This window comes from Pseudomonas sp. MDT2-39-1 (genome assembly GCF_054898085.1).
The window spans coordinates 1,598,811-1,610,636 of record NZ_CM142716.1; the positions used below are offsets into that span (position 1 = coordinate 1,598,811).

12 protein-coding genes and 1 pseudogene are annotated in these 11,826 nt (G+C 58.5%); 5 read left to right on the forward strand and 8 right to left on the reverse strand.

Going from position 1 to position 11,826, the window contains the following annotated elements:
- Positions 1 to 29 precede the first annotated feature (29 nt).
- Both ACYZTM_RS07900 and ACYZTM_RS07905 read right to left on the reverse strand, forming a co-directional pair.
- Complete coding sequence (locus tag ACYZTM_RS07900) at positions 30 to 515, reverse strand: GyrI-like domain-containing protein (protein WP_131059733.1); 486 nt, start codon at positions 513 to 515, stop codon at positions 30 to 32.
- A gap of 68 nt (positions 516 to 583) precedes the next feature.
- A complete protein-coding gene (locus ACYZTM_RS07905) occupies positions 584 to 1,246 on the reverse strand; it encodes a LysE family translocator (protein ID WP_461987995.1) in 663 nt (220 codons plus the stop codon).
- Between the two features lie 138 nt (positions 1,247 to 1,384).
- On the opposite strand from ACYZTM_RS07905, the gene alaC reads away from it, so the two are divergent.
- Positions 1,385 to 2,602, forward strand: coding sequence for an alanine transaminase (gene alaC / locus ACYZTM_RS07910; protein ID WP_131059735.1), 1,218 nt, complete (start codon positions 1,385 to 1,387; stop codon positions 2,600 to 2,602).
- Positions 2,603 to 2,719: 117 nt separating this feature from the next.
- On the opposite strand, the gene ACYZTM_RS07915 is transcribed toward alaC, so the two are convergent.
- Together ACYZTM_RS07915 and ACYZTM_RS07920 are read right to left on the reverse strand one after the other, a co-directional pair.
- Complete coding sequence (locus ACYZTM_RS07915; RefSeq protein ID WP_461987998.1) at positions 2,720 to 4,072, reverse strand: GntP family permease; 1,353 nt, start codon at positions 4,070 to 4,072, stop codon at positions 2,720 to 2,722.
- An 82-nt stretch (positions 4,073 to 4,154) separates the two neighbouring features.
- Complete coding sequence (locus tag ACYZTM_RS07920; RefSeq protein ID WP_131059737.1) at positions 4,155 to 4,688, reverse strand: gluconokinase; 534 nt, start codon at positions 4,686 to 4,688, stop codon at positions 4,155 to 4,157.
- Positions 4,689 to 5,062: 374 nt separating this feature from the next.
- On the opposite strand from ACYZTM_RS07920, the gene gntR reads away from it, so the two are divergent.
- On the forward strand, positions 5,063 to 6,094 hold the full coding sequence (gene gntR / locus ACYZTM_RS07925) for an HTH-type transcriptional regulator GntR (protein ID WP_131059738.1): 1,032 nt from the start codon (positions 5,063 to 5,065) through the stop codon (positions 6,092 to 6,094).
- Positions 6,095 to 6,227: 133 nt separating this feature from the next.
- Here gntR and ACYZTM_RS07930 read toward each other — a convergent pair whose 3' ends face one another.
- Positions 6,228 to 7,100 carry a LysR family transcriptional regulator gene (locus ACYZTM_RS07930; protein WP_461988000.1) on the reverse strand — a complete coding sequence of 291 codons (873 nt, stop codon included), beginning with the start codon at positions 7,098 to 7,100 and terminating at the stop codon, positions 6,228 to 6,230.
- 121 nt (positions 7,101 to 7,221) lie between these two features.
- On the opposite strand from ACYZTM_RS07930, the gene ACYZTM_RS07935 reads away from it, so the two are divergent.
- The 3 genes from ACYZTM_RS07935 (at position 7,222) to ACYZTM_RS07945 (ending at position 9,062) form a co-directional block, all read left to right on the forward strand.
- The gene (locus ACYZTM_RS07935) at positions 7,222 to 7,653 is read left to right on the forward strand and encodes a PACE efflux transporter (protein ID WP_461988002.1); all 432 of its coding nucleotides are present in this window, start codon (positions 7,222 to 7,224) and stop codon (positions 7,651 to 7,653) included.
- A 57-nt stretch (positions 7,654 to 7,710) separates the two neighbouring features.
- The gene (locus ACYZTM_RS07940) at positions 7,711 to 8,343 is read left to right on the forward strand and encodes a glutathione S-transferase family protein (RefSeq protein ID WP_131059741.1); all 633 of its coding nucleotides are present in this window, start codon (positions 7,711 to 7,713) and stop codon (positions 8,341 to 8,343) included.
- Positions 8,344 to 8,513: 170 nt separating this feature from the next.
- On the forward strand, positions 8,514 to 9,062 hold the full coding sequence (locus ACYZTM_RS07945; protein ID WP_461989113.1) for a hypothetical protein: 549 nt from the start codon (positions 8,514 to 8,516) through the stop codon (positions 9,060 to 9,062).
- Positions 9,063 to 9,234: 172 nt separating this feature from the next.
- Here ACYZTM_RS07945 and ACYZTM_RS07950 read toward each other — a convergent pair whose 3' ends face one another.
- The 3 genes and pseudogenes from ACYZTM_RS07950 to ACYZTM_RS07960 all read right to left on the reverse strand — a co-directional run bounded on the left by ACYZTM_RS07950 (position 9,235) and on the right by ACYZTM_RS07960 (position 11,812).
- Complete coding sequence (locus ACYZTM_RS07950) at positions 9,235 to 9,804, reverse strand: methyl-accepting chemotaxis protein (protein WP_371928408.1); 570 nt, start codon at positions 9,802 to 9,804, stop codon at positions 9,235 to 9,237.
- Positions 9,778 to 10,554: pseudogene (locus ACYZTM_RS07955) on the reverse strand (PAS domain-containing protein); the annotation flags it as partial. The pseudogene ACYZTM_RS07955 and the gene ACYZTM_RS07950, both read right to left, overlap by 27 nt.
- Positions 10,555 to 10,915: 361 nt before the next feature.
- A complete protein-coding gene (locus ACYZTM_RS07960) occupies positions 10,916 to 11,812 on the reverse strand; it encodes a LysR family transcriptional regulator (protein WP_461988004.1) in 897 nt (298 codons plus the stop codon).
- Positions 11,813 to 11,826: the final 14 nt, after the last annotated feature.

An 11,826-nucleotide genomic window follows, 5' to 3' on the forward strand; every position in this document is an offset into this window, starting at 1 on the left:
TGTGAAGTGCCCGTTCCAGGCTCGGTTCATTACGATTTGAGCGGCAACCAGATTTCCAGCACACCGGTGTTGAGCTTCGGGTTGAAGTCTTCGCTGTAGCGTTCGAATTCCGGGGCGTCCGCCGCTTCTTTACCGGATTGCGGCAGCCAGGTTTTCCAAATGTACTGAAAGGTCGCGGGCAACTGGTCCAGTGTGCCTTTGTGCTCGAACACTGCGTAATGCTGGGGCTGAACTTCGACCCAGCGGTACTTTTCGGGCAGATCGTCGAGTTTGCTTATTTCGACGCCTGCAATGTACTCGAAACCACCCTTGCCATCCGGATTGCAACAAATGCCGTAGGTCACTTCGCTTTTTTGACCGGGAATTTTGCCAATCTCGGGAATGAATTTTTCCCAGAGATCAGGAATGCCTTTAGTGGTTTGCTGGGTAAATCGCCCGCCAAGCCCGGCAATGAGCAGAAAATGCCCGCTCTCGAAGCGTGGCTCGGCCAATTTGACGTCTGTTTGCTCATCCATGACTCAACTCCTGGAACAAAAAAAGTGGGTTCGGCTGGAAGTATAGAGGCCAAACCCGATTCGCCCAATTACAGGGCGTGCAACTGTTCGACGGCGCTTGCACCGACGAACTCGTTATAACCCGATAGAATCACGTAGACCGCGAAATAACAGAAGATCGCCGCCGATGCCATGTAGGAGTAACGCAGCAATTTGTCACCCAGCAACTTGCCGCCATGGCTCGCGGCGAAGCACAGCGCGATACACCAGAGCACGCCGGCGCAGAGAAACCCACCGAGAAACAGCGCCGAACTGACAGCATCACCGCCACCGGAACGCGCGATCAGCGTGCCGCCCACCGCCGCGAACCAGAGGATGGCGCTGGGAGACGACATGGCGAGAAAGATCCCGCGGAAAAACTCCTTCCGGTGAGAGTTCTGACCCACCTCGGCGGACTGAGCCAGCACCGCCTCATGGTGAATCGCCGAGTAGATCATTTTCGCCGCGAAATACACCAGCAAAGCGGAGCCGCCAATCCACAGCACCCAGCGCACGGTTTCGTATTGCAGCAAAACGGTCATGCCCGCCAGCGCCAGCACTGCGTAAATCAGGTCGCCGACACACGTCCCCAACCCCAGGGCAAAGCCCTGAAAATAGCCGCGTTGCATGGCCAGGGTGATCATCGCGATATTGGCCACGCCGATATCCAGGCACAGCGAAAGGCTCAGCAGAAAGCCGCTGGTAAATTCCATCAACCGATTTCCTTCGGACAAATTTGTTTACATAGTGGCTGGACAGTGTGCCACAACAGCCCTTACATTCCGCCACAGGCCACCGCAGTGGCCAGCGTCGCTCGGACGGTTCCGGGCGCTCACGTTACCGAGGCAACAATGGCTAACCCAGGTTCGCCGCGCCGCTTTGCGCGCATAGATCGACTCCCCCCTTACGTATTCAACATCACTGCCGAGCTGAAGATGGCCGCCCGTCGTCGTGGCGAAGACATCATCGACTTCAGCATGGGCAACCCTGACGGCCCTACTCCGCCGCACATCGTCGAAAAACTGGTCACCGTCGCCCAGCGCGAAGACACCCACGGTTACTCGACGTCCAAGGGCATTCCGCGTCTGCGCCGGGCCATTTCCAATTGGTACAAGGATCGCTACGAGGTCGACATCGACCCGGAAAGCGAAGCCATTGTCACCATCGGCTCCAAGGAAGGCCTGGCGCATTTGATGCTGGCCACCCTCGACCAGGGCGACACCGTGCTGGTGCCGAACCCGAGCTACCCGATTCACATCTACGGTGCCGTGATTGCCGGCGCCCAGGTGCGTTCGGTGCCGCTGATCCCGGGCGTGGACTTCTTCGCCGAACTGGAAAGCGCCATTCGCGGTTCGATCCCGAAACCGAAAATGATGATCCTCGGCTTCCCGTCGAACCCCACGGCTCAATGCGTGGAGCTGGATTTCTTCGAGCGGGTGATCGCCCTCGCCAAACAGTACGACGTCTTGGTGGTGCACGACCTGGCTTACGCCGACATCGTCTACGACGGCTGGAAAGCCCCGTCGATCATGCAAGTGCCGGGCGCCAAGGACATCGCGGTGGAGTTTTTCACCCTGTCCAAGAGCTACAACATGGCGGGCTGGCGGATCGGTTTCATGGTCGGCAACGCTGAGCTGGTCAACGCCCTGGCGCGGATCAAGAGTTACCACGACTACGGCACGTTCACCCCGCTGCAGGTCGCGGCCATTGCGGCGCTGGAAGGCGATCAGCAGTGCGTCAAAGACATCGCCGAGCAGTATCGGCAGCGCCGCAACGTGCTGGTCAAAGGCCTGCATGAGCTGGGCTGGATGGTTGAAAACCCGAAAGCGTCGATGTATGTCTGGGCCAAGATTCCCGAAGCGTACGCACACATGGGCTCGCTGGAATTCGCCAAGAAAATGCTCGCCGAGGCCAAGGTCTGCGTCTCGCCGGGTGTCGGGTTTGGTGAGTATGGGGATGATCATGTGCGCTTTGCGCTGATCGAAAACCAGGACCGGATTCGTCAGGCTGTGCGCGGGATTCGCGGGATGTTCAGGGCGGATGGGCTGATTAGCAAAACTACAGCCTGACACATGACAATGTGGGAGCGGGCTTGCTCGCGAAGGGGCGTGTCAGTCAACGTTGATGTTGATTGACACACCGCATTCGCGAGCAAGCCCGCTCCCACATTAGTTTTGTGGTGTTACTTAGACGAACATCGACAACAGCAGGATAAAGCCCAGCGCAACGATGGACAGGATGGTTTCCATCGCGGTCCAGGTCTTGAAGGTTTCCGCCACGGTCATGTTGAAGTACTGCTTCACCAGCCAGAAACCTGCGTCGTTGACGTGAGACAGGATCAACGAACCGGCACCGGTGGCCAGTACCAGCAGCTCACGGTTCACACCCGGAATCATCCCCACCACCGGCACCACAATGCCCGCGCCGGTAATGGTCGCCACGGTTGCCGAACCGGTCGCGATACGGATCACCGCCGCCACCAGCCACGCCAGCAAAATTGGCGAGATCTGCGCTTCCACTGCCATGTTGCCGATGACATTACCAACGCCGCTGGTCACCAGCATCTGCTTGAAGCCACCACCGGCACCGATGATCAGGATGATCGCGGCGGTTGGCGCGAGGCTCGCATCCAGCCATTTGAGCATCTGGCTGGAGCCAATGCCCTGCTTGTAACCGAAGGTGTACAGCGACAGCAGCAACGCCAGCAGCAGTGCCGAGATCGGGTGACCGATCAGGTCCATAAAGGTGCGGAAGAAGTTGCCGTCCGGCAGCACCACATCGGCAAAGGTCTTGAGCAGCATCAGGAACACCGGCGACAGCACGGTGATCAGGGTGATGGCGAAGCTCGGGAGATCGGCAGAATCGTTCTCACGCGCCAGTTGATCCACCAGTTCCTGATTCGGATGACCGGGGATGTATTTGGCAATGAACGTGCCGTAGATCGGGCCGGCAATGATCGCCGTCGGCAGCGCAACGATCAGACCGTAGAGAATGGTTTTACCGATGTCGGCACCGAACACGCCAATGGCCAGCAACGGACCCGGGTGCGGCGGAACCAGACCGTGCACCGCGGACAGACCGGCCAGCAACGGGATTCCGATCTTGATGATCGACACACCGGTACGCCGGGCAACGATGAACACCAGCGGGATCAGCAGCACGAAGCCGATTTCGAAGAACAGTGGAATGCCGACCAGGAACGCGGCGAACATCATCGCCCACTGCACCTTGTCCTTGCCGAACGCACGAATCAGCGTCTGGGCAATCTGATCCGCCCCGCCCGACTCGGCCATCATTTTGCCGAGCATGGTGCCCAGCGCCAAGATGATCCCGACGAAACCGAGCACCCCACCGAAGCCGTCCTGGAACGCCTTGATGATGGTGCCGATCGGCATGCCGGAGGTCAGCCCGAGAAAGGCTGCGGCGATGATCAGGGCAATGAAGGGGTGGAACTTGAACTTGGTGATCAGGACGATAAGCCCGATCACCGTGACCACTGCATCGAGCAGCAGGAACGTCTCGTGGGACATGCCAAACATTAGGGGTGTCTCCTGATTGTTGTTGTTATTAATGCGGGTAATTCGCAAGCCATAAGGACAGCGCTGTCTCTCGGGGCAAAAATCATGACGCGCGTTTCAGGCCATGTTCCAGCCACCAGACATGCGCCTGTTGCGCCAGTTGCTCGACGCTGTGGTTCGAAGCGTCCAGAGCCAGGGTCAAGGGTTCGCCAACGGGCGATTCAAGCGTGGCGAACTGGCTGTCGATCAAGGTCGAAGGCATGAAGTGGCCCGGCCGATGGGAGACACGATCGGCGGCGACTTCAGGGGTCAGTTCCAGGAACACGAAGCCCAGGCCCGGCAAGGCGCTGCGCAGGCGTTCGCGATAAATGTGTTTAAGGGCCGAGCACGTCAGCACCGGGCGCTGGCCCTGGGCGTCGACGCGGCGCAGTTCATCGCACAGGCTGTCGAGCCAGCCGGCACGGTCTTCGTCGTTCAGGGGGATCCCCGCGCTCATCTTTTCGATATTGGCGGCAGGGTGGAAAGTGTCGCCTTCAATGGCGGTCGCGCCGCTGAGTTGGCACAAGGCCTCGCTGACGCAAGTCTTGCCGCAACCGGCAACGCCCATGATGACCAGGGCGGTGATGGGATGATTCATGTAACACCTCAGCGCGCAGACAGCGCTACCTTTGCCAGTTAGGACATTAGTGTCCTGTCTCACAAATACGTTCCTTTTTGACGAGTGGCTGTTGTTGTCAGGCAAGGCACCGCGACGAGTCATAGCTGGCTATGGCGAGGAGCGGTAACGCAGCATGACGACAACAGACGCCGTCAAAATGGAACAGTATTTGTGAGACAGGACACTCAAGCAAACGCAGAAGTTGCCGACGCCTTCTTGTCATTTTTGTGGGTTGCAGCATGTTCGTTTCCAACGCCAAAAAACGGGGATCAGGCAAACCCCGTTCACGCATTTGCAGCTGCGTCGAGACAGCGCTACCTTAGTGCCTCGAATTTTGTTTGGCAAGCCGTCCGATGATCTCTCCTAAAAACGATAAAAATACGCGCACCACTGGCCGCCCTACCCTGAACGAAGTGGCACGCCTGGCCGGTGTCAGCCCGATCACCGCTTCCCGCGCCTTGCGCGGCGTCAGCACGGTGGCCACCGAACTGGTGGAAAAAGTGCAGAAAGCGGCCCTTGAACTGAACTACGTGGTCAACCCTGCCGCCCGCGCATTGGCCTCGGCCCAGAGCCATTCGGTGGTGGTTTTGGTGCCTTCACTGTCCAACCTGCTGTTCATCGATACGCTGGAAGCCATTCATCAGGTTTTGCGCCCCAAGGGCTTCGAAGTGCTCATCGGCAACTTCCATTACTCACGTGATGAAGAAGAAAACCTGCTGCGCAATTACATGGCTTATCAGCCCCGTGGCTTACTGCTGACCGGTTTCGACCGCACGGAAAGTTCGCGCCGGATGATCGAGGCGAGCAACATTCCGTGCGTGTACATGATGGAACTGGACAGCGCGGCCGGCCTCAATTGCGTGGGTTTTTCGCAGCTCGCGGCGGGTGAAACGGCGGCGCAACATTTGCTGTCCCGTGGGCGTAAACGCCTGGCCTACATCGGCGCGCAACTGGATCAACGCACCTTGCTGCGCGGCGAAGGTTTTCGCAAAGCCCTGCAAAAGGCCGGTCTGTATGATCCTGACCTGGAAGTGCTGACGCCACGCGCGTCGTCCGTCGGTCTGGGCGGCGAACTGTTTCTGCAACTGTTGGCCAGTCATCCCGACGTGGATGCGATCTTCTTCGGCAACGACGACCTGGCCCAGGGCGCACTGCTTGAAGCCATGCGCTGCGGGATCAAAATCCCCGAACGTGTGGCGATCCTCGGCTTCAACGACCTACCCGCCTCGGCGCACATGGTGCCGCGCCTGAGCAGCATCAGCACCCCGCGTGAGGCCATTGGCCGGCGTTCGGCGGAGTTGATGTTGACGTTGCTGGCGGGGAATGCGGTGGCCAAACCGGTGCAGGACATGGGGTTTGAGTTGAAGGTGCGCGAGAGTACATAACCAGTGTGGGAGTGAGCCTGCTCGCGAGTGCAGTCTACCCGTCAACATAGAGGTTGGATGTACCGACCTCATCGCGAGCAGGTCGAATCGTCGCACCGTCGCACCGTCGCTCCCACAGTGGGTCACCGCGTACTCAGCGTCCCATCAACTCGACGAACGCCAACGCGCCTTTCTGCAACGGCTGGCTCTTGAGCCACACCGCGTGCACCGGCAGCACCAAACCGTTCTCGATGTTCCTGAAACTCAGACGCTTCAGCCCTCCAGCGTCGAGCAACGGCTGCACCACCGACAACGGAAAATTACCCCAACCCAACCCGGCCTCAACCATTTCCAGCGCCATGGCCAGGGTGTCGGTGCGCCAATAGGATTCGGCGACCAAGGGCCGGGGTTCGCTGATCGGCAGGTCGCGGCTGGCAACGATGATTTGCCGTACGCGAACCAGATCCTCCAGATACAAATCCTTGCCCTGAAACAGCGGATTGTCCGCCGCGAGCGTGGCGATCATCCGCTCGGTGCCGACGAACTGGAAACGTTCCAGCACATTCATGCTCAACCCGGCGAACGCCAGGCAAACGCTGACGCGACCGCTGTGCAGCATCGCCAACACATCGTCCTGCGGCGCGCTGAGCACTTCTATTTCTAACAGCGGATGACGCTCGGCGATGACCTTGATCGCGGCCAGCAAACGGCGTTTGTCGATGTCCGCCACGACGCCAATCGACAACTTGCTTTCCAACCCCAGCGACAGCTCGACCGCATGCACTTGCAGCTGCTTGAGCTGTTCGGCGATCAACCGCGCGTGCGGCACCAAAGCACTGGCCATCGCCGTCGGCACCGGTTCGCGATGGCTGCGATCAAACAACGGATAACCGAGTTCGGCTTCGAGGTTGGCAATGCCCATGCTCACCGCCGACGGCACTTTACCCAGCGCACGAGCCGCCGCGGAAAACGAGCCACGCTCGATCACGGCAAGGAACAACTCGATGCTGTCGCTGTTGAAATTCATCCATCGTCCTATCAATTAAACTGAAAGCTGCTGACTTTTTCTGTCAGCCCTATTGAAGCTATCTTTCGCCGCCTACGCCAGTGCTCCTGGCTTCAAGTTCGTGAGAAAGAGGCAAATTCCCATGCAAGGCGTTAAACGCAAACTGGTCTACGTGTCGCTGTACGAAGTCATCGGCATGACGTTCTCGGCGCTGGGCCTGGCGCTGCTGTCCGGCACATCGCCGGGCAGCACCGGCCCGTTGGCCGTGATCATCACCACGATCGCGGTGACCTGGAACTTCATCTACACCACGCTGTTCGAGCGCTGGGAGCGCCGTCAGCCATCGCGCACGCGCACCGTTAAACGGCGCATCGCCCATGCCGTGGGATTTCAACTAACCTTGATAGTGTTTCTCATCCCGCTGATCGCCTGGTGGATGAACATCAGCCTGGTGCAGGCTTTCCTGCTGGACTTGGCGCTGATCATTTTCATCCCGTGCTACACCTTCGCGTTCAACTGGCTGTTTGATCGCACGTTTGGTTTGCCGGCCTCGGCGCTGCCGGATCCGGTTTGAAAACCGCAAAATGTCTGTCAGATTCCTGAAGCGTCGAATCGCTAATGGAGTAGCTCAATGGAACATGTACTGAAGATTCTGGGTAAAGCATCGTCCATCAACGTCAGAAAGGTCCTGTGGACCTGTGAGGAACTGGCTGTTGCCTATGAACGTGAGGACTGGGGCGGCGGTTATGCGTCCACCCACACGCCGGAGTTTCTCCGGCTCAATCCTAACGCGCTGGTGCCGGTGATCATCGATGAAGCCGGCGTGCTCTGGGAGTCCAATACCATTTGCCGTTATCTGGCCGGCAAACACCAAAATACCGATCTGCTACCCCACGAACCGGCTGCGCGCGCTCGGGTGGAGCAGTGGATGGATTGGCAAGCCACCGAACTCAATGCCTCATGGAGTTACGCATTCACGGCCTTGGTCCGCAAAGATCCGGAGTTCCAGGACCCGCATCACATCGCTGCCGGTGTACGTACCTGGAACCAGAAGATGGGCATCCTCGAGCGTCAGCTCGCGACCACTAAAGCTTACGTCGCCGGGCCACGCTTCACCCTGGCCGACATTGTCATCGGGCTGTCAGTCAACCGCTGGCTGATGACCCCGATGGAGCGGCCCGACTACCCGGCCATCGACGAGTATTTTCAGCGACTGGCACAACGCCCGGGCTTCCTCAAACACGGCTGCAACGGCTTGCCTTGATGACATGTCTTGCTTGCCGCCAGGCGGCAAAGGCTAACCGCAAAACCTGCACTGACCGCCTGACCGCCTGACCACAAGACCATAACTAGCTGATATATAGATAATTTTCTATATAGGCATACTATTTGCCGAAAGCACTGCACCACACATACCTACAAGGACTACTCATCATGTTGGTCAGTGCAAAACAAATGCAAAACTACCCCTTGCCCAAGCGGTGGGGAAAGGATTCGCTCGCCGAAGCCGCGGCCGGAAGCGACCTTCAGGGCTCGATGATGCAAGCCCTACAAACCAATGTGCAGTCGCAGGTCCAGACATCCGCGACCCAGCAGGCTACGCAACACGTCAGTGAGGCGAGCAAGATCAGCGACAACGTTGATGAAGCCTTCGCGAAAACCCGCGTGGCATTGCAAGCAGCAGAGTCATTCAAACTGCCCGCCGATGTCCAATTCAGGTCCAGTGACAGCCCGGCCGCGGACGCCTTCAAGGAATACATGAGTAAAAAGCCGGAAGAGCGCATACAAGACGCCATTCTGGAAGAGATGGGTTTGACGAAAGAAGAAGTCGAGCAAATGCCGCCGGAAAAACAACAGGCAATCGCTAAAGAGATCGCCGAGCGCATGGAGGACAAGATCAAACTGGCGCAGGCCGAGAAAGAAAACGCCAGCAGTGAAAAAGGCAGCAGCCAGGTGGTCGACAAACTCCTCGCCTCGCTTTAATAGCGTGGACAATGCGCTTTATGTAGCCGCTGGCGCAGCCTGAGTTCGGCTGCGCAGCAGTCGTAAACCTTACTTGCGCGGTACACCTGACGCACCGCGAGTTCCGATTTTACGACTGCTTCGCAGCCGAACGCAGGCTGCGCCAGCTGCTACACAGGTCCGGCGTGATCAGTCAGTTCAGCTGCAACGTCGAATTGAACTGACTGATCGCATCCACCACATGCCGCGATCCCTGCTGAATCTCCAGGATCACCTCCCCCGCCTCGTTCGCCAGTTCCACCCCGAGTCCGGTTCGGCTCAAGCTCGACTGCATGCTCGACACCGCACTCAACGACAGATCGTGGTTCTTGCGCACCACGTCGACAATCTCCAGCGTCGCCTGGCTCGTGCGTGCCGCGAGGCTGCGCACTTCGTCGGCCACGACGGCAAACCCTCGCCCATGCTCCCCAGCTCGCGCGGCTTCGATGGCCGCGTTGAGCGCCAGCAAGTTGGTCTGGTCAGCAATGCCGCGGATGGTCTGGACGATGGTGCCGATGATGTCGGACTGTTTGCTGACCGCATCGATACTGAGCGCGGCTTCGTTCAAGTCCCGGGAGATGTCCTGAATGATCTGCACCGTTTGCTGCACCACCTGAGAACCTTTCTGCGCACAGGCATCGTTTTGCACCGAGGTGCTGTGAGCCGATTCCGCAGCGGTCTGCAAAGTGGTGACTTGCGGGGTGATGTCGCTGGCAAACTTCACCACTTTGTACAGCCGGCCCTTGGCGTCGAACAATGGGTTGTAGGAGGCTTCAAGAAATACGGTATGGCCGTATTTGTCTTTGCGTTCGAAACGATGGGAGTGATATTCGCCGCGATTGAGTGAAGCCCAGAACGCTTTGTAAGCCTGCGACTCGGCTTCGGCGCGGTGGCAAAACAGGCTGTGGTGCTGACCCACCACTTCGTTGAGCGAGTAATGCATCGTCTTCAGGAAGTTTTCATTAGCCGTGATGACTTTGCCGTCGGGAGAAAACTCGATCACGGCCATGGAACGGCCTATCGCCGCCAGCAGGCTAAGGTTTTCGTGCTCCTGACAGATCCGCGCAGATATGTCCGAGGCGACTTTGATCACGCTTTTAACCTGGCGATCGGGACCGAACACCGGCATGTAACTGGCTTCGAGCCAGATCTCCTTGCCGCTCTTGTTCAAGCGTAAAAAAGTCCCGCTGATCGGTTCGCCACGGGCCAGGTCTCGCCACAACTTCGCGTATTCCTCACTCCGGTAGAACGCTTCTTCACAAAAGATTCGGTGATGTTTGCCACGCACTTCGTCGGCGCTGTAACCCATGACGCTGCAAAAGTTGTCGTTGGCATCGAGCACGATGCCTTCCGGGGTGAACTCGATCATCGCCATCGATCGACTGACAGCCGCCAACTTGGCGTTGGCCTCGGTCAGCGCACAGCTGAATCGTTGGATTTCCAGCAGGTCAGCCTTGTGATGTAGGTTAAACATGGTCGTATCACCTTCAGCGCGTTTTTTTGATTGATGAAAGCTCTTTGGTCTTTCAACGGATCCACCACATCGCTCTATGGAACAGGCACACGCGTTCCTCCAGGGGAGGAATAGTCAGGTGATCAATGATGTTTAATCGGAGAGTCCATGCAGCAACGCTCTTATCAAGACATCCTTCTCTTGATAGCCCGGGACCGGGCCAGCCCTAACGTTTTCATGAGTAACTCCCTTTACCGGCCAGCTCCTTTGTTGCTCCGTGTCGGTGCTTGAGTTGCGCACTCTTGCTGCGCCCTCTTCATATGGCGAGCGACATGGTTAGCTACGAATCAGCTTAGACAGCCACTTCAGGGAAGCAAGGCCACTAGTCGGCCAGTATTGGGGACAAAATCGGTTCAGCAAGCATGTCCAGCAACGCCAGTACGGCCGCAGAAGGTTTCTTGTTCAATGCGGCCACCAAGGCAAACTCACGATCGATGCGCGGATGGACCGGCACCACGCGCAAGCCTTGTCGATTGCTGGGCAGCGTCATCTCGGGCACCAGCGTCACGCCGATGTTTTCCCGGACCAGCGTGAAGGCACTGCTCCATTCCCGGACCTCGACCCGAACGTCACGCAAGTGCAGCCTGGCATCAGCGGCGAGGCTGCGGGCGTTGGTCGAGCAACCGCCCGTGGCCAGCACAAAAGGTTGCTCCGCCAACTCCGCGAGGGTGACGCCTTCTTCATTCGAACGGCGCGCCAAAGGATGGCCGCCCGGCAGAACCGCCATCCAGGTGTCACGCCCCAAATGACCGGCATTGCGCTCAGGTGCCGGGTTTAACACCACGCCGACATCCACCAGCCCGGCACCGAGCAGCGTTTCGACTTCATCGTCGCTGACTTCCAGCGCCACCACTTGAATACCGGGATACAGCCGATTGAACTGGCGCAGCAGCGGCGGCAGGAACGTTGCCAGCACCATGGGAAAACTGGCCAGGCGAATAGTGCCGCGTTGAATGCCTTTGGCGGCATCGACGGTGCTGCGAATCGATTCCAGAGCTTCGAGCATGCTCCGCGCATGCTCGATCACAGGAAGGCCGATGGCCGTCGGCAGGGTCTGGCGATTCTCTCGACTGAACAGCTGAACGCCCAGGGTGTCTTCGATCAGGGCCAACGCCTGGCTGGCCCCTGACTGGGTCATGCCGACGCGCTCGGCAGCCCGGGTGATGTTGCCGGTATCGGCCACCGCCACCACCATTCGCCAGTGCATCAGATTCATCATGGCAGTAGCTTTCC

Excerpts from the sequence above, each read along its gene's own strand:
- ACYZTM_RS07900 (WP_131059733.1), bottom strand. The coding sequence starts at position 515 with ATGGATGAGCAAACAGACGTCAAATTGGCCGAGCCACGCTTCGAGAGC.
- ACYZTM_RS07905 (WP_461987995.1), bottom strand. The coding sequence starts at position 1,246 with ATGGAATTTACCAGCGGCTTTCTGCTGAGCCTTTCGCTGTGCCTGGAT.
- alaC (WP_131059735.1), top strand. The coding sequence starts at position 1,385 with ATGGCTAACCCAGGTTCGCCGCGCCGCTTTGCGCGCATAGATCGACTC.
- ACYZTM_RS07915 (WP_461987998.1), bottom strand. The coding sequence starts at position 4,072 with ATGTTTGGCATGTCCCACGAGACGTTCCTGCTGCTCGATGCAGTGGTC.
- ACYZTM_RS07920 (WP_131059737.1), bottom strand. The coding sequence starts at position 4,688 with ATGAATCATCCCATCACCGCCCTGGTCATCATGGGCGTTGCCGGTTGC.
- gntR (WP_131059738.1), top strand. The coding sequence starts at position 5,063 with ATGATCTCTCCTAAAAACGATAAAAATACGCGCACCACTGGCCGCCCT.
- ACYZTM_RS07930 (WP_461988000.1), bottom strand. The coding sequence starts at position 7,100 with ATGAATTTCAACAGCGACAGCATCGAGTTGTTCCTTGCCGTGATCGAG.
- ACYZTM_RS07935 (WP_461988002.1), top strand. The coding sequence starts at position 7,222 with ATGCAAGGCGTTAAACGCAAACTGGTCTACGTGTCGCTGTACGAAGTC.
- ACYZTM_RS07940 (WP_131059741.1), top strand. The coding sequence starts at position 7,711 with ATGGAACATGTACTGAAGATTCTGGGTAAAGCATCGTCCATCAACGTC.
- ACYZTM_RS07945 (WP_461989113.1), top strand. The coding sequence starts at position 8,514 with ATGTTGGTCAGTGCAAAACAAATGCAAAACTACCCCTTGCCCAAGCGG.
- ACYZTM_RS07960 (WP_461988004.1), bottom strand. The coding sequence starts at position 11,812 with ATGATGAATCTGATGCACTGGCGAATGGTGGTGGCGGTGGCCGATACC.